The following is a 14,850-nucleotide window of genomic DNA, read 5'->3' on the forward strand; positions in this document are numbered from 1 at the left end:
GCTCTGAAGTGCATTGAATTTATGAGATATGCGTAGAGCCCTGCCATCCACCCAAGCCCTTGCCTGCTTCGAATCGGCCGCCCGGCACATCAGCTACACGCGTGCGGCGCAGGAACTGTCGCTCACGCAAAGCGCGGTATCGCGCCAGATCATTGCGCTGGAGGAGTTCCTGGGGGTGCAGCTGTTCCGGCGCACGCGCCACGGCGTGCTGCTGACCGAGGCGGGCACGCAGTACGCCCAGCAGGTCTCGCGCTGGCTGCACGGCCTGGAGCGCGACACGCTGGACATCATGGCCCACCAGGGCGAAGGCGGCCCGCTCAACCTGGCTGCCGTGCCCACCTTCGCCACGCGCTGGCTGCTGCCGCGCCTGCCGCAGCTGGCGCGTGAGCATCCCGAGGTCACGGTGCACATCGACGTGCAGACGCGGCCCTTCCTGTTTGCCGATACCGTGTTCGACGCCGCGCTCTATGCAGGCACGCCCGAGCAGGTGGCACGCTGGCCCGGCGTGCAGGCGCAATGGCTGATGGACGAAGAGGTCGTTCCCGTGTGCAGCCCGCAACTGCTGGCCACGGCCCAGGCACGCGAGCCGGGCCGCGCCTGGCTGCCTGTGGGGGCGGACATCGTGGCCCGGATGCCGCTGCTGCAGCAAAGCACGCGGCCCTACGGCTGGCAGCAGTGGTTCGATGCCATGGGCGTGGCCGCGCCGCGCGCGCTGGATGGCATGCGGCTGGAGCTGTTCTCCATGCTGGCCGTGGCGGCCAGCCAGGGCCTGGGCGTGGCGCTGATGCCACCCATGCTGATCGAGCAGGAACTGGCGCGCGGCGACCTCATCATTGCCTGCCCGCAGCCGCTGCGCGGCAACCGCGCCTACTACCTGGTCACGCCGGCCCTGGCGCCCGATGCGCAGCCCGCGCCCGCCCTGCGCGTGTTCTCTTCATGGCTGCAGCAGCGCGCCAGGGAGCACCGGCCTGCCTGAAAATTAAGCAGGCTTTGGATTGTTCAACGATGACAGTCACTTAACTGACTTATCCTTGCTGCTGGCGGCGCTTGTCCACAGGCTTGTGGGGGTGTCTCTGGGGAAAACCCGCAATCGCGCTCAAAACCAGGGCAGTACGGCCAGGCACAGCGGCATGACCACGGCCGTGGCCACGCCGTTCAGGCCCATGGCCAGGGCCGAGAAGGCGCCCATGGTCGGATTCACCTGCAGCGCGCGTGCCGTGCCAATGGCGTGGGCTGTAAGTCCCAGGGCAAAACCCTGCACGGCCGGGTCATCGCTGCGCACCAAGCGGATCAGCAGCGGCGCCATCATCGTGCCCGCAATGCCGGTGATGGCCACGGCCACGGCCGCCAGCGAGGCCGGCCCGCCAAAGCGCTCGGCCATGGGCAGGGCGATGGGAATGGTGGCCGACTTGGGCGCCAGCGCCACCAGCGTCTGCACCGTGGCACCCAGGCTCCAGCCGATCAGCAGTGCCGACAGCAGCGCCACCACGCAGCCCACGGCCAGCGCCACGCTGATGGGCAGCCACAGCGCGCGGATGCGCTCGCGCTGGGCGTACAGCGGAATTGCCAGCGCGACGGTGGCCGGGCCGATCAGCAGCCCCAGCAGCGAGACGCCGCTGCGGTAGCTGGCATAGGAGGTGCCCGTGGCCAGCAGCACGCCCACGATGACGACCACAGCCGTGAACACGGGAATCAGGAGCGGATGGTTGCCGCTTCGGCGGTACAGCGCCATGGCCGCCAGGTAGACGGCCATGGTCAGCACCAGCCAGGGCAGATGGGCGGTGGATGCATTGCCGGACAGCGATTGCCAGGCGCTGTGCCAGTGGGGGGTGAGCGCGCTCATGCCTTGTCTCCCTGGCTGGCAGCCGCTTCACGGGCGCGCTGGCGCTCCAGGCACCAGCGGAAGGTGAAGGCCGTGGCCAGGAAGGTGATGGCCGCACCGGCCACGCAGGCGAGCACGAAGGGCTGCCATTCGCGCGACAGCCGGTCGAACTCCAGCATCACGCCTGCAATGACGGGAATGAACAGCAGCATCATGTTCTGCAGCAGCACGCCGGCGGCCTTCTCCAGCGACTCGGGCAGGCGGCCGTGCAGCAGCAGCGCCGCCAGCAGCAGCAGCGTGCCCACGAGCGCGCCCGGAAGCGGCAGCCCCGTGAGCTGGACGATGGCCTCCCCCAGCAACTGGAAGGCGAACAAGGCGGTGATGGCGTACAGCATGAAAACCTGAATTCCTGGGTCAGATGGTGAGGGAGCGGCCAATGGGGCGGGTGCGGCAAGAGCGTGGATCGCCCGTTGTCAGGCCGGGGCCTGGCCCTGGCGCCTGTGGGACGCCGCCGCAAAGCGTGCAATCATCGCCCACAACTCGAAAAAAGGTGCGGCCACCGATTGCGCGGCTCCCGGGCCAAGGCTATGTTTGGGTCCGTGCCCCCGAGAGTCCTGGGGCATGAGACTTTGAATAGCGAAGGAGTAGCGATGGCCGAAACCACATATCACGCACCCGTGTACGAGCCGACGGTGGATGAACTCGAAGTGCTCAAGAAGCTGGAGATGGGCGAGCCCGTGTCGCTGGAAAGCGCGGCGCGCGAGCATCTGTCCAAGAGGCTGCGCGAGCGTGGACTGGTCGAAGTGGACAGCAGCCATCAATGGCACATCACGGCGGCAGGGCGCGCGCAGATCCGCCGCACGGATGCCTGAGGCGAGGTGGGTCAGGCGCCTTCCGAATCGAGGGTTTTCCCTTGGATCTGGAGGTTGCCTGATTTGCAGGCAGCTTAGCCTGCGGCCAGTGAATGCAAGCACTTGGACGCCTCGTTCACTTGCTGTTCACTGATTATCCACAGGGTTGTTCAATGGATCTGTGGAGAAAGAAAGCCACCTCAGGGTGGCTTTTTTCATGGGCTTTCACAGGCCCGAACCGTGGGCGCACCGGGCTGGTGCCCGCGCTGGGCAAGGGCTGCATGACGGTGGTGCAAGTGGCGGTTTTCAGAGGGAAGGTACTGAATTTGACGCAGGGCTGCAGCCCTGCCTGCGGGCTGGGATGGTGCTGCTTCAAGCGGGCTTCAGCATGGGCCAAGGCCCAGGCCTGGCAGGCCTTGAGAGGCGGTTGATGCCAAAGTTGTACACAGGTTGGGCCCGGTGCGGAGAAAAGCGCGCAGGCGTCATCCCGCCCAAGGCATGAGGACGCAGGATCGGTGCAGGCTGGAAGGCCTTGAAATGCAGTGCAGCCGTTGAACACGGCTGGATGCAAAGGGGCTTGAGGTTTGTGCGGACGCTGTGAAGACAGCGGCCGGAAAAGAAATAGCCGAAAAAGCAGGGGACTGCTTTTTCGGCTACGTAATCTCTGGTGCCCGGGGCCGGAATCGAACCGGCACGCCTTGCGGCGGGGGATTTTGAGTCCCCTGCGTCTACCAATTTCACCACCCGGGCTACTTAGCGCAGGGGCGAATTATGGCACAGTGTGAGGCTATGAAAATTTATCCGACCATCGAAGACGCCATCGGCCGCACGCCCCTGGTGGCATTGCAGCGCATCGGTGCGCAGTCTCGCCAGGAACGTGGCAACGTGGTGCTGGGCAAGCTGGAAGGCAACAACCCGGCCGGTTCGGTCAAGGACAGGCCGGCCCTGTCGATGATCCGCCGCGCCGAAGAGCGCGGCGACATCAAGCCCGGCGACACGCTGATCGAGGCCACCTCGGGCAATACCGGCATTGCGCTGGCCATGGCCGCCACGATCAAGGGCTACCGGATGGTGCTGATCATGCCCGAGGACCTGTCCATCGAGCGTGCCCAGACGATGAAGGCCTATGGCGCCGAGCTGATCCTCACGCCCAAGAGCGGCGGCATGGAATACGCGCGCGACCTGGCCGACCAGATGGTGGCCCAGGGCAAGGGCGTGGTGCTCGACCAGTTCGGCAACCCCGACAATCCGCGCATCCACTACGAGACCACGGGCCCCGAGCTGTGGGAGCAGACCGGCGGCGAGATCACGCATTTCGTGAGCGCCATGGGCACCACGGGCACGATCACCGGCGTGGCGAAGTTCCTCAAGGAAAAGAACCCGGCCATCCGCATCGTGGGCGCCCAGCCGGCCGAGGGCTCGCGCATCCCCGGCATCCGCAAGTGGCCCGAGGAGTACATGCCCAAGATCTACGACGCCTCGCTGATCGACGAGACCGTGCTCGTGGGCCAGGACGATGCCGAGGACATGGCGCGCCGCCTGGCGCGCGAGGAAGGCATCTTTGCCGGCATCTCTGCGGCGGGCGCCTGCTGGGTGGCCCAGCAGATTGCCGAGCGCGAGAACAACGCCACCATCGTCTTCGTGGTCTGCGACCGCGGCGACCGCTATCTGTCCACGGGCGTCTTCCCCGCCTGACACAGCGACAGGCCCGCCTTCCGGCGGGCCTTCCTGTTTGCATTGAGCCAGGACAGCAAAAAACCAGGAACAGCCCCATGCACTATGAAACCCGCTATTGCACGCACTGCGCAACGCCCCTGCAGTGGGTGATCCAGGCCGAGGACGGCGGCGATGTATCGCGCCTGCGCTGCCCCGAGTGCGGCTGGACGCACTGGAACAATCCCACGCCGGTGCTGGCCGCCATCGTGGAGCTGGACGGCAAGGTGCTGCTGGCGCGCAATGCGGCCTGGCCCGAGAAGGTCTTCGGCCTGATCACGGGCTTCATGGAAGCCGGCGAGTCGCCCGAGGAGGGCGTGGCACGCGAGGTGGCGGAGGAAACCGGCCTGCAGGCCGAGTCGCTGGAGCTGATCAGCGTGCATGAGTTCCTGCGCATGAACCAGGTGATCATCGCCTTCCATGTGCGCGCCAGCGGCCAAGTGCGGCTGTCGCCCGAGCTGCTGGAATACCGCCTGCTGGAGCCCGAGAAAGTCCAAGCCTGGCCTTCGGGCACGGGCATGGCGCTGGCCAAGTGGCTGCGCAGCCGGGGGCATGATCCTGTGATCCGTGACTTCTGGAAGCGTGCCGAGCAGGCCCAGGAGGCTGAAGCGAGTCGCTCTGATGAAGACACTGCTGCCGGCCTCAGCCGCGATGCCGCCTAGAATCCCAGGCTCAAGAGGTGCATCCGATGGAAATTCACAAGGAAATCGACACGCGCGGGCTCAACTGCCCGCTGCCCATTCTCAAGGCCAAGAAGGCGCTGGCCGAACTGGACAGCGGCCAGCTGCTCAAGGTGGTGGCCACCGACACGGGCTCGCTGCGCGACTTCCAGGCCTTTGCCAAGCAGACCGGCAATGAACTGGTGGAGCAGCAGACCGTGGGTGCGGAGTTCATCCATATCCTGCGCCGGCGCTGAGCGGCTGCCCGCGGTTCGCTCCAAAGAAAAAGGCCTGCTTTCGCAGGCCTTTTGCATGGGGCAGGGCGGCTCTGAGGCCCGGCCTCAGATGCTCAGGCCCTGCAGGTATTCGCGGAAGCTCGCACCCACGTCCTCGTGCTGCAGCGCCAGTTCCACCGTGGCCTGCAGAAAGCCTTCCTTGCTGCCGCAGTCGTAGCGCTTGCCCTGGTACTGGAAGGCGTAGACGGCTTCATGGGCCATCAGGCGTTCGATGGCGTCCGTCAGCTGGATCTCGCCGCCCACGCCCTTGGGCTGGTTGCGGATCTCCTCGAAGATGGTCGGTGTCAGCACGTAGCGGCCAGCCACGCCCATGCGCGAGGGGGCCTTCTCGGGCGCGGGCTTTTCCACGATCTTCTCGATGCGCATCAGCGAACCGCCGGCCGGCTCGCCAGCCACGATGCCGTAGCGCTTGGTCTGCTCCAGCGGCACTTCCTGCACGGCCAGCAGGGAGCGGCCCTGCTTGTGGAAGGCCGATGTCATCTGCGCCATCACGCCGGGGCCGCCAGGCTCGCCCACCATCAGGTCGTCGGCCAGCAGCACGGCAAAGGGCTCGTTGCCCACCAGCGGCTCGGCGCACAGCACGGCATGGCCCAGGCCCAGCGAGCGCGGCTGGCGCACGAACAGGCAGTTCATGTCGGCGGGGCTGATGCTGCGCACCAGCTCCAGCATGGCCTGCTTGCCGGCGTTCTCCAGCTCGTTTTCCAGCTCGTAGGCGGTGTCGAAATGGTCCTCGATGGCACGCTTGCTGCGGCCGGTGACGAAGATCATGTCGCGGATGCCGGCCTCGTAGGCCTCTTCCACGGCGTACTGGATCAGCGGCTTGTCCACCACGGGCAGCATCTCCTTGGGAGAGGCCTTGGTGGCGGGCAGAAAGCGCGTGCCGAGCCCGGCAACGGGAAACACGGCTTTGCGGACACGGGTCTGGGTGCTCATAAACGGATCTTTCAACCCAGGCGGGCGAGTTGTTCCTGGATGCGGATCAGCGTGGCGCCGAAGTCGGCCACGCGCTTCTTTTCCTGGTCGATGACGGCCGGGGGCGCCTTGGCCACGAAGGCCTCGTTGCCCAGCTTGGCATTGGCCTTGGTGATCTCGCCTTCCAGGCGTGCGGCTTCCTTGGACAGGCGGGCCTTTTCGGCGGCCACGTCGATCTCCACGAACAGCGCCAGGCGCGCCTCGCCCACCACGCAGACCGGGGCGGCCTGGGCGGCCTCGGCCCAGGCGGCCTCGTCGTCGAACACCTTGACCTCGCTGAGCTTGGCCAGGTTTTGCAGCACGGCGGCATTGGTGCGCAGGAACTGCGACTCATCGGCCGAGCTGGCCACGGCCAGCAGCGGCAGGCGCTGTGCGGGCGACACGCCCATCTCGCCGCGCAGCGTGCGGCAGGCGTCGATCATCTGCTTGATGCGGCCCACGTAGGCGATGGCGGCCTCGTCGATCTTCTCGGGCTGGGCCTCGGGGTAGCGGGCCACGGCCACGGACTCGCCGGGCAGGCCGGCGACCGGGGCGACCTTCTGCCACAGGGCTTCGGTCACGAACGGGATGATGGGGTGGGCCAGGCGCAGGATGGCCTCCAGCGTGCGGATCAGCGTGCGGCGCGTGGCGCGCTGCTGGGCCTCGTTGCCGGTCTGGATCTGCACCTTGGCGATTTCCAGGTACCAGTCGCAGAACTCGTTCCAGACGAAGTCGTACAGCGCGTTGGCCACGTTGTCCAGGCGGAATTCGGCAAAGCCCTTGGCCACTTCGGCCTCGACCTTCTGCAGCTGCGAGGCGATCCAGCGGTCCGGCTGGCTGAACTGCATGTAGCCCGCGAACTCGCCGCCGGCCTGGCATTGCTCCTTGGTGTGGGGCAGCAGGCCGCAGTCATGGCCTTCGCAGTTCATCAGCACGAAGCGGCTGGCGTTCCACAGCTTGTTGCAGAAGTTGCGGTAGCCCTCGCAGCGCTTGCTGTCGAAGTTGATGGAGCGGCCCAGCGAGGCCAGGGCCGCGAAGGTGAAGCGCAGCGCGTCGGCGCCGTAGGCGGGAATGCCCTCGGGGAATTCCTTTTGCGTGTTCTTGCGCACCTGGGGCGCGGTCTCGGGGCGGCGCAGGCCCTGCGTGCGCTTGTCCAGCAGGGTGTCCAGGTCGATGCCGTCGATCAGGTCCACGGGGTCGAGCACGTTGCCCTCGGACTTGCTCATCTTCTTGCCCTGGGCGTCACGCACCAGGCCATGCATGTAGACATGGCGGAAGGGCACGCGGCCCGTGAAGTGCGTGGTCATCATGATCATCCGGGCGACCCAGAAGAAGATGATGTCGTAGCCCGTGACCAGCACCGAGCTGGGCAGGTAGAGGTTGTAGTCATCGTCGGCCGCCTCGGTCTGGTTCGGCCAGCCCATGGTGGAGAACGGCACCAGGGCCGAGGAGTACCAGGTGTCCAGCACGTCCTCGTCGCGCGTGAGCGTCTTGCCGGGGGCCTGGGCGCGGGCTTCTTCCTCGGTGCGGGCCACGTAGACCTTGCCGTCCTCGTCGTACCAGGCGGGAATCTGGTGGCCCCACCACAGCTGGCGCGAGATGCACCAGTCCTGGATGTTGTTCATCCACTGGTTGTAGGTGTTGACCCAGTTCTCGGGCACGAACTGCACCTGGCCGCTGGAGACGGCATCGATGGCCTTCTGCGCGATGGACTTGCCCGTGGCATCGCCTTCGCCCACCTTGTTCATGGCCACGAACCACTGGTCGGTCAGCATGGGCTCGATCACCTGGCCCGTGCGCGTGCAGATGGGCACCATGAGCTTGTGCTTCTTGGTCTCGACCAGCAGGCCGGCCGCGTCCAGGTCGGCCACGATGGCCTTGCGCGCCACGAAGCGGTCCATGCCGCGGTACTTCTCGGGCGCCTCGTCGTTGATGGTGGCCGTCAGCGTCAGCACGCAGATCATCGGCAGGCCGTGGCGCTGGCCCACGGCGTAGTCGTTGTTGTCATGCGCAGGCGTGACCTTGACCACGCCGGTGCCGAACTCGCGGTCCACGTAGTCGTCGGCAATGATGGGGATCTCGCGGCCCACCAGGGGCAGGATCACGGTCTTGCCGATCAGCGCCTGGTAGCGCTCGTCCTCGGGGTGGACCATCAGGGCCGCGTCGCCGAGCATGGTTTCCGGGCGCGTGGTGGCCACCACGAGCTGGCCCGAGCCGTCGGCCAGCGGGTAGGCGATGTGCCACAGCGAGCCGTCCTTTTCCTCGTTCTCGACCTCGAGGTCGGAGACGGCGGACATCAGCTTGGGGTCCCAGTTCACCAGGCGCTTGCCACGGTAGATCAGGCCCTGCTGGTACAGGCGCACGAAGGTCTCGTTGACGATGGACGACAGCTTGTCGTCCATGGTGAAGTACTCGCGGCTCCAGTCCACGCTGTCGCCCATGCGGCGCATCTGGCCGGTGATGGTGTTGCCGCTCTGGTTCTTCCACTCCCAGACCTTGCTCACGAAGTTCTTGCGCGCCTCGGGAGGCGTCGCTCCCATGTCGTGGCGGCTGGCGATGCCCTGCTCCTGCAGCTGGCGCTCCACCACGATCTGGGTGGCGATGCCCGCGTGGTCGGTGCCGGGAACCCAGACCGTGTTGTGGCCCTTCATGCGGTGGTAGCGCGTGAGGCTGTCCATGATGGTCTGGTTGAACGCATGGCCCATGTGCAGCGTGCCCGTCACATTGGGCGGCGGCAGCTGGACGGAGAACGATGGCTGGGATGCATCTGCCTGGCCCGTGCCGCGCACGCCGGCTGCGCCGTAGCCGCGCTTTTCCCATTCAGGACCCCATTGGGCCTCGATGGCTGCGGGTTCAAACGATTTGGACAGGCTGTCGAGGCCTGGCTGGGCAATGGTGTCGCTCATGGCTTGCTTGCGGGGAATTGTGCGAATGGCGTTTGGCAAATGAAAACGGCATCCGTTGAAGGGATGCCGTCTGCATATGCGAAATGGATGACGGTTTGACGGGGATTCTACCGACCCCGTCCGCCTGCCTGTTCGCCGGGTTTTATTCAGGCCGCTGCATCGGGCACGAACTCGGGCCGGTCGTTGCTCTGGGGCTTGAGCGGCTGGGCGGCCTTGCCTTCGGCGCGTTCCTTGCGCCATTGCTCCTTGCGTGCCGTCCACTCGTTCAGGCGGGCGTGGGCGGTGGTGCTTTCGCGCGCCATCTGCACTTCGTCGGCCAGCTGGGCCGACAGCTCCAGGCGGATGCCGTTGGGATCGAAGAAATAGATGCTCTTGAAGATGTGGTGGTCGGTCACGCCCAGCACCTCGATGCCATGCGCCACCAGGCGGGCCTTGGTGTTCTCCAGTTCCTCGACGGTGTCCACGCGGAAGGCGATGTGGTTGATCCACAGCGGCGTGTTGGGCGAGGGCAGGGCCTTTTCGTCGTCGCCGATGTCGAAGAAGGCGATGAACGAACCATCCTTCAGGCGGAAGAAGAAGTGCGTGTAGGGGCAGTACTCGCCCGTGCTGGGCACGTAGTCGCTCTGGATGATGTGATAGAGCGGCAGGCCCAGGATGTCCTCGTAGAAGTGGCGGGTCTCCTCGGCATCGCGGGCCTTGTAGGCGTAGTGGTGCAGCTGCTGCACGGCGGCGGGCGGTGGCAGTGTGGACAGGTCGGGACGGGCGCTTGTGTTCATCGAATGTCTCCTTGGTGGATGATGTGATTCTACTATTCGTAATCAATTTACCTAAATGAAATGTTGCGATGGATGCAGGGATATGCGCGCTGCGGTGTTTGGGCCACCTGCGGTGCCAGTTGTCGGCAGCACTTGACCTTCAAGTCACTTCACGCTTTCTCATGGAGGTCCGTGCCCCTGCCTGCCATGGACGCCATCGATGCAGCGGCCCTCTGTTCACAACCGTTTTCAAGTCAAGGAATCTCATGAGCGACAGCCATCAGCACGGCGACGTGCGTGCCCTGCCGGAATCCCGCCTCTGGTTTGCCTTCGGATTGACCGGCACCTTCATGGTGGTGGAAATCATCGGCGGCATGGTCACGGGCAGCCTGGCCCTGATCTCCGACGCCATGCACATGCTGACCGACGCGATGGCGCTGCTGCTGGCCCTGGTGGCCATACGCGCCGGCCGCAAGGCAGCCGACCTGCTGCGCACCTACGGCTATGCGCGCTTCGAGATCCTGGCTGCCGCCATCAATGCGCTGGTGCTGCTGGGCGTGGCCTTCTACATCCTGTATGAGGCCTACCGCCGGCTGTCGGCACCTGCAGAAATCCAGTCCCTGGGCATGATGGCGGTGGCGGCCGTGGGCCTGGTGATCAACCTGCTCTCCATGCGCCTGCTGTCTGGCGGCAAGGACGAGAGCCTGAACGTGAAGGGCGCGTACCTGGAGGTGTGGGCGGACATGCTGGGCTCGGTCGGCGTGCTCGCCGGTGCCGCGCTGATCTGGCTGACGGGCTGGCGGTGGATCGACTCGGCGGTGGCCGTGGGCATCGGCTTCATGGTGTTCCCGCGGACCTGGACCCTGCTGCGCGAGTGCATCAACATCCTGCTGGAAGGCGTGCCCTCAGGAATGAGCCTGCAGGCCGTGCGCGAGACGATTGCGGGCACGGCGGGCGTGGCAGCGATCCACGATGTCCACCTCTGGGCGGTCACGCAGAGCAAGCCCATGCTGACCGGCCATGTGGTGCTGCTGCCCGGCGCGGACGGCGAGCAGGTGCGCCGCGATATCGAAGACAGGCTGCAGGCCGGCTTCGACCTGCACCATACGACGCTGCAGATGGAGCGCGAGGACCGCTCCCCGTCAGAGCACATCCACTAGGATGCCTAGTCTTCATGGACCCCACCCGGAGTGCACCGATGCTTGAGCTTCGACCCAACTGCGAATGCTGCGACAAGGACCTGCCGCCAGAGTCTGCCGAGGCTCGTATCTGCACCTTCGAGTGCACGTTCTGTGCCGGCTGTGCGGATCATGTGCTGCACGGCGCCTGCCCCAACTGCGGTGGCGAGCTGGTGGCCAGGCCGCGTCGGCCGGCGGACAAGCTGGAGCGGTATCCGGCCTCGACGAAGCGGGTGCTCAAGGCCGGCGGTTGCGCTGTACGGGCCTGATCCGGCACGGAGCCATCGATTGCAGTACCAGTACCACGATGGATTGCTGGAGCAGGTGCGCCTGGATGTGGCGGCCCGGAGGGTGGAACTGTGCTTCTTTCTCTATGCCGTGCTCGACAGGCCGCAGGCCAGGGTAGCCATTCGCTTGGAGCGGATCGTCAACTTTCCTGCCGTGCAGGCGTACTTTGCCAACGTCCAGCGCGACGCAGCCGCAGAGATGGATGACTGCCTGGACCGCTGCGAAGTGCTGCAGCGGGATACGAAGAGGCCTTCGTCAGCAAGAGCGCAGCATCTGTTCTTGCAGCTGTCCCACTATGGGCGGCTGAAAATCCACTGCGAATCCGTTGTCGAGGAGCTTGTTCCAGAGCCGTAGCGGACCGCTGCGGGTTTATGCCGTGAAGACGGGGCGCCTGCGGCCACGGAACGCAGCCTCCACCGCCAGCACGGCTGCAAAACCCATCACATAGGCCAGCACATCCCACCAGTCGGCCGTGCTGCCCAGCACGATGCGCAGCGCTCGGTTGGGAATGTGCAACTGGAAGGTCGATGCCAGGACCTGGCCCAGCTCCACCAGCAGGCCCACGCCCAGCGCGGCCGACGCCAGCGGCAGCACGCGCGCGGCGATCACGGTCTTGAACACGGCATAGACCCAGGCCACGGCCATCACGTCGCCGAAGAAGCTGCGCACCCAGCCCCAGTGCGCGCCGACGGTGGCCAGCAGCACGAGCAAGACAAACAGGGCCACCGCCCACGCCAGGGAAACAGGATCAAAACGCCATCGCATGGCCGCCATCATCGGGCCAAAAGCGGGTCCGGTCAGCGAGCCGGGTGCGCAGTGCCTTGCGCAGTGGTCGCCAGCGGGTGCGCTATGCCGCCGTCGCCGTAGCTGCCCACCACCTGGGCGATCACCACCTGGTAGCCCTTGAGCCAGCGCGCCTGCTGCTGCTTGGCCTCGATATGCGCAGGGTGGCGCATCAGTTGCTGCAGCGCCTCCCAGGTCTGCCAGTAGTAGACGTTGGAGACCTGGCCCGTGGCGGGGTTCTCCCAGGCCTCTTCGCCCAGGTAGCCGGGGATGGCGCGGGCGATCTCGGCGATCCGGCCGTCAAGGGCATGGAATGGCGCGTCGTATTCGCCCGGTGCGAAGGTGAAGGTGGATGTGTACATCGGCGGTTGGCAATCTGTGTGAGGGTGGCTGGCGCTAGATGCGCGGCGCCGCATCCATGGCACCGGCCAGCGGCTGCTGTCCGCGCTCGCGCAGCGCGCCGATGGCGCCGTCCAGGTCGCGGGCCTGCCGGTTCTGGCTGAGCTTGGCCTTGCCCTCCAGGCGGGTGATGCGGATCTGCAGGCCGACGATGGCCTGCAGCATGCCGTCGATGAATTCACGCGGCGAGTCGGACATCTTCCAGGGCTGGGCCTGCGATGCCTCATGGACCCGCGTGAGCCGCCCGACCAGGCCGCGCACGAATTTCTCGTCGTCATGGATGCTGATTTGCCCGTGCACATGCACGGCCTCGTAGTTCCAGGTGGGCACCAGGCGGTGCGTCTCGTGCTTGCTCGGATACCAGCTGGGCGAGATATAGCCTTCGGCACCACGGAAGACGACCAGCACCTCGGCGCCGTCGCGGCACTGCTGCCACAGCGGATTGGCGCGGGCCACATGGGCGCTCAGCGTGCCCATCTCCCCTGGGTCCGCATCCAGCAGGAACGGCAGGTGGTTGGCGTCCAGCACGCCGTTGGCCTGGGTGACGAGCGTGCCCAGGGGGTGGCTGCGGATCAGGCCGTGCAGGCTGTCGGAATCGGTGAGGGAGAAATGGGCGGGCGTGTACATGGGCGCTTCCTGGGCTGGTGTGCCGGCATCGGGGGAAACCGGACTATCCACCATCCCTGGCACAATGAAAAATCCAGTTTTGTGATTTTTTGGCAGACCAGTTGAAATCCGCTTTCACCCGCCATGCCGGTGCAGCGCCCGGCGCCCGCACCCTCCACGAATGGCTGAAATCACAGGTGGCCGACGGCAGCCTGGCCGTGGGCGCACGCCTGCCCTCCACCCGCGCCCTGGCGCTGGACCTGGGCGTGTCGCGCACCACCGTCACAGCCGCCTATGAGCAGCTTGCGGCCGAAGGCTATCTGGAGACCGCTCCAGGCAGCAGGGCGCGCGTGGCGGCTGGCGCGGCGCAGCGCAGCCGTGCGCGCAGCATGCCGGCAGCGGCCCAGCAGCATGGCCGTCCCCGGCTGTCTTCCTATGGGCAGCGGGTGGATGCGCTGGCGTCAGCCCTGCCGCCGGCAGCAGGCGATGGTGGGCCGGCCCCGATCGACTTTCTCTACGGCGCCCTGGCCTTTGACGACTTTCCTACGCTGGCCTGGCGGCGCGCCTACAACCGCGCCATCGTGCAGCGCCAGTCTTCCCTGTCCTACGACGCGCCCGAAGGCGAGCCGGCGCTGCGCATGGCGCTGCAAGGCTATCTGCGCAGGGCGCGGGGGCTTGTCTGTTCGGCCGAACAGATCGTGGTGGTGCAGGGCTCGCAGCAGGCCATCGACCTGTGTGCGCGCGTGCTGGTTGATCCGGGCGAGACCGTGCTGATGGAAGAGCCCTGCTACCTGATGGCGCGCCGCGTGTTCGAGGCCCAGGGCGCATGCCTGCAGGAAATGGCCGTCGATGAACAGGGCCTGGATACCTCGGCGCTGGCCGGGCGCCAGGCGCGGCTGGCCTATGTCACGCCCTCGCACCAGTTTCCGCTGGGCGGCGTGCTGCCCATAGGCCGCAGGCAGCAACTGCTGGCCTGGGCGCGCGCCACGGGTGCCTGGATTCTGGAGGACGACTACGACGGCGAATTCCGCTACGGGCTGCGCCCCATCGACGCCCTGCAGTCCATTGACGAGGTGGGTTGCGTCATCCATGTCGGCACTTTCTCCAAGGCCTTATCGCCGCAAATGCGCATGGGCTACCTGGTGCTGCCGCCGTCCCTGGTGCCCGTGTTCCGGGAAGCCCGGCGGCTGGCCGACCGGCATGCGCCGCGCCTGGACCAGCTGGTGCTGGCCGCGCTGATCGAGGACGGCAGCTACGAGCGCCATGTGCGCGCCGCCCGCCGTCGCAACGAAGGCCGGCGGGCGGCATTGCTGCAGGCGCTGGAGCGGCACCTGCCGGGCGCGGTGCAGGTCGAAGGCTCGGCCTCCGGCCTGCATGTGGTGGCCTGGGTGCCTGCCGTGCATCAGCGCGATGAGATTGCCCTGGTGCGGTTGGCGAGAGAGCGTGGCGTGGGCGTTCGCCCCATCTCGCCGCTCTATGCGGCCGGTGATGCCCATCGCCGCCAGTCCTGCGCCGGGCTGGTCCTGGGTTATGCGAGCCTGCAGCCGCAGGCCATAGAGCAAGGGGTGCGCAGGCTGGCAGGCGTGGTGCGGGATGGACAGAAAAAAGGCGGGGCCTTCGAGGCCCCGCCTTGCCGACGCTGA

General features: G+C 66.4%; 17 protein-coding genes and 1 tRNA gene. 9 read left to right on the top strand and 9 right to left on the bottom strand.

Annotation, left to right across the window (positions count from 1 at the left end):
• Positions 1–28: 28 nt before the first annotated feature.
• Positions 29–976: a LysR substrate-binding domain-containing protein gene (locus CLV01_RS10425; RefSeq protein WP_012204131.1), complete on the top strand. Its 948-nt coding sequence runs from the start codon at positions 29–31 to the stop codon at positions 974–976.
• Between the two features lie 120 nt (positions 977–1,096).
• Here the strand turns inward: CLV01_RS10425 and CLV01_RS10430 are convergent, their stop codons facing one another.
• Both CLV01_RS10430 and CLV01_RS10435 read right to left on the bottom strand, forming a co-directional pair.
• On the bottom strand, positions 1,097–1,843 hold the full coding sequence (locus tag CLV01_RS10430) for an LrgB family protein (protein WP_097203153.1): 747 nt from the start codon (positions 1,841–1,843) through the stop codon (positions 1,097–1,099).
• Complete coding sequence (locus CLV01_RS10435; protein WP_097203152.1) at positions 1,840–2,217, bottom strand: CidA/LrgA family protein; 378 nt, start codon at positions 2,215–2,217, stop codon at positions 1,840–1,842. The genes CLV01_RS10430 and CLV01_RS10435 overlap by 4 nt, the downstream gene beginning before the upstream one ends.
• A 255-nt stretch (positions 2,218–2,472) precedes the next feature.
• Between CLV01_RS10435 and CLV01_RS10440 the strand changes: the two genes are divergently transcribed.
• Complete coding sequence (locus tag CLV01_RS10440; RefSeq protein WP_012204134.1) at positions 2,473–2,694, top strand: hypothetical protein; 222 nt, start codon at positions 2,473–2,475, stop codon at positions 2,692–2,694.
• Positions 2,695–3,338: 644 nt separating this feature from the next.
• On the opposite strand, the gene CLV01_RS10445 is transcribed toward CLV01_RS10440, so the two are convergent.
• A tRNA-Leu gene (locus CLV01_RS10445) sits at positions 3,339–3,423 on the bottom strand.
• Positions 3,424–3,462: 39 nt separating this feature from the next.
• Between CLV01_RS10445 and cysM the strand changes: the two genes are divergently transcribed.
• The 3 genes from cysM to CLV01_RS10460 all read left to right on the top strand — a co-directional run bounded on the left by cysM (position 3,463) and on the right by CLV01_RS10460 (position 5,302).
• Positions 3,463–4,368: a cysteine synthase CysM gene (gene cysM / locus CLV01_RS10450; RefSeq protein ID WP_017407070.1), complete on the top strand. Its 906-nt coding sequence runs from the start codon at positions 3,463–3,465 to the stop codon at positions 4,366–4,368.
• Between the two features lie 77 nt (positions 4,369–4,445).
• Positions 4,446–5,048 (top strand): NUDIX hydrolase, encoded by a 603-nt coding sequence (locus CLV01_RS10455; RefSeq protein ID WP_088166760.1) that lies wholly within the window; start codon positions 4,446–4,448, stop codon positions 5,046–5,048.
• Positions 5,049–5,074: 26 nt separating this feature from the next.
• Positions 5,075–5,302, top strand: coding sequence for a sulfurtransferase TusA family protein (locus tag CLV01_RS10460; RefSeq protein WP_012204137.1), 228 nt, complete (start codon positions 5,075–5,077; stop codon positions 5,300–5,302).
• 84 nt (positions 5,303–5,386) lie between these two features.
• Here CLV01_RS10460 and galU read toward each other — a convergent pair whose 3' ends face one another.
• The 3 genes from galU to CLV01_RS10475 form a co-directional block, all read right to left on the bottom strand.
• On the bottom strand, positions 5,387–6,274 hold the full coding sequence (gene galU / locus CLV01_RS10465; RefSeq protein ID WP_099734364.1) for a UTP--glucose-1-phosphate uridylyltransferase GalU: 888 nt from the start codon (positions 6,272–6,274) through the stop codon (positions 5,387–5,389).
• Between the two features lie 11 nt (positions 6,275–6,285).
• A complete protein-coding gene (locus CLV01_RS10470) occupies positions 6,286–9,198 on the bottom strand; it encodes a valine--tRNA ligase (protein ID WP_063326887.1) in 2,913 nt (970 codons plus the stop codon).
• A gap of 146 nt (positions 9,199–9,344) precedes the next feature.
• A complete protein-coding gene (locus CLV01_RS10475) occupies positions 9,345–9,974 on the bottom strand; it encodes a VOC family protein (RefSeq protein WP_012204140.1) in 630 nt (209 codons plus the stop codon).
• A gap of 245 nt (positions 9,975–10,219) precedes the next feature.
• Between CLV01_RS10475 and CLV01_RS10480 the strand changes: the two genes are divergently transcribed.
• The 3 genes from CLV01_RS10480 to CLV01_RS10490 are packed head-to-tail and all read left to right on the top strand — an operon-like array spanning position 10,220 to position 11,773.
• On the top strand, positions 10,220–11,113 hold the full coding sequence (locus CLV01_RS10480) for a cation diffusion facilitator family transporter (RefSeq protein ID WP_099734363.1): 894 nt from the start codon (positions 10,220–10,222) through the stop codon (positions 11,111–11,113).
• A 38-nt stretch (positions 11,114–11,151) separates the two neighbouring features.
• A complete protein-coding gene (locus tag CLV01_RS10485) occupies positions 11,152–11,400 on the top strand; it encodes a DUF1272 domain-containing protein (RefSeq protein ID WP_012204142.1) in 249 nt (82 codons plus the stop codon).
• A 19-nt stretch (positions 11,401–11,419) separates the two neighbouring features.
• Positions 11,420–11,773, top strand: coding sequence for a hypothetical protein (locus CLV01_RS10490; RefSeq protein ID WP_099734362.1), 354 nt, complete (start codon positions 11,420–11,422; stop codon positions 11,771–11,773).
• Positions 11,774–11,788: 15 nt separating this feature from the next.
• On the opposite strand, the gene CLV01_RS10495 is transcribed toward CLV01_RS10490, so the two are convergent.
• Genes CLV01_RS10495 through CLV01_RS10505 form a run of 3 tightly spaced genes read right to left on the bottom strand, consistent with a single transcriptional unit; the run spans position 11,789 to position 13,228 of the window.
• Positions 11,789–12,196, bottom strand: a complete 408-nt coding sequence (locus CLV01_RS10495) for a ribosomal maturation YjgA family protein (protein WP_099734361.1) — start codon at positions 12,194–12,196, stop codon at positions 11,789–11,791.
• Between the two features lie 20 nt (positions 12,197–12,216).
• Entirely contained in the window at positions 12,217–12,564 is a 348-nt protein-coding gene (locus tag CLV01_RS10500) for an antibiotic biosynthesis monooxygenase family protein (RefSeq protein ID WP_099734360.1), read from the bottom strand.
• A gap of 34 nt (positions 12,565–12,598) precedes the next feature.
• Positions 12,599–13,228, bottom strand: a complete 630-nt coding sequence (locus CLV01_RS10505; protein ID WP_099734359.1) for an FMN-binding negative transcriptional regulator — start codon at positions 13,226–13,228, stop codon at positions 12,599–12,601.
• A gap of 101 nt (positions 13,229–13,329) precedes the next feature.
• On the opposite strand from CLV01_RS10505, the gene pdxR reads away from it, so the two are divergent.
• On the top strand, positions 13,330–14,850 hold the full coding sequence (gene pdxR, locus CLV01_RS10510) for a MocR-like pyridoxine biosynthesis transcription factor PdxR (RefSeq protein ID WP_099734358.1): 1,521 nt from the start codon (positions 13,330–13,332) through the stop codon (positions 14,848–14,850).

The sequence above is a fragment of the Delftia sp. 60 genome, from assembly GCF_002754395.1.
Lineage (GTDB): Bacteria > Pseudomonadota > Gammaproteobacteria > Burkholderiales > Burkholderiaceae_C > Comamonas > Comamonas acidovorans.

Coding starts and splice junctions, on each gene's coding strand:
- CLV01_RS10470 (WP_063326887.1), bottom strand. CDS start 9,198: ATGAGCGACACCATTGCCCAGCCAGGCCTCGACAGCCTGTCCAAATCG.
- CLV01_RS10500 (WP_099734360.1), bottom strand. CDS start 12,564: ATGTACACATCCACCTTCACCTTCGCACCGGGCGAATACGACGCGCCA.
- CLV01_RS10495 (WP_099734361.1), bottom strand. CDS start 12,196: ATGATGGCGGCCATGCGATGGCGTTTTGATCCTGTTTCCCTGGCGTGG.
- CLV01_RS10435 (WP_097203152.1), bottom strand. CDS start 2,217: ATGCTGTACGCCATCACCGCCTTGTTCGCCTTCCAGTTGCTGGGGGAG.
- cysM (WP_017407070.1), top strand. CDS start 3,463: ATGAAAATTTATCCGACCATCGAAGACGCCATCGGCCGCACGCCCCTG.
- CLV01_RS10425 (WP_012204131.1), top strand. CDS start 29: ATGCGTAGAGCCCTGCCATCCACCCAAGCCCTTGCCTGCTTCGAATCG.
- CLV01_RS10455 (WP_088166760.1), top strand. CDS start 4,446: ATGCACTATGAAACCCGCTATTGCACGCACTGCGCAACGCCCCTGCAG.
- galU (WP_099734364.1), bottom strand. CDS start 6,274: ATGAGCACCCAGACCCGTGTCCGCAAAGCCGTGTTTCCCGTTGCCGGG.
- CLV01_RS10480 (WP_099734363.1), top strand. CDS start 10,220: ATGAGCGACAGCCATCAGCACGGCGACGTGCGTGCCCTGCCGGAATCC.
- CLV01_RS10430 (WP_097203153.1), bottom strand. CDS start 1,843: ATGAGCGCGCTCACCCCCCACTGGCACAGCGCCTGGCAATCGCTGTCC.
- CLV01_RS10485 (WP_012204142.1), top strand. CDS start 11,152: ATGCTTGAGCTTCGACCCAACTGCGAATGCTGCGACAAGGACCTGCCG.
- CLV01_RS10440 (WP_012204134.1), top strand. CDS start 2,473: ATGGCCGAAACCACATATCACGCACCCGTGTACGAGCCGACGGTGGAT.
- CLV01_RS10475 (WP_012204140.1), bottom strand. CDS start 9,974: ATGAACACAAGCGCCCGTCCCGACCTGTCCACACTGCCACCGCCCGCC.
- CLV01_RS10460 (WP_012204137.1), top strand. CDS start 5,075: ATGGAAATTCACAAGGAAATCGACACGCGCGGGCTCAACTGCCCGCTG.
- CLV01_RS10505 (WP_099734359.1), bottom strand. CDS start 13,228: ATGTACACGCCCGCCCATTTCTCCCTCACCGATTCCGACAGCCTGCAC.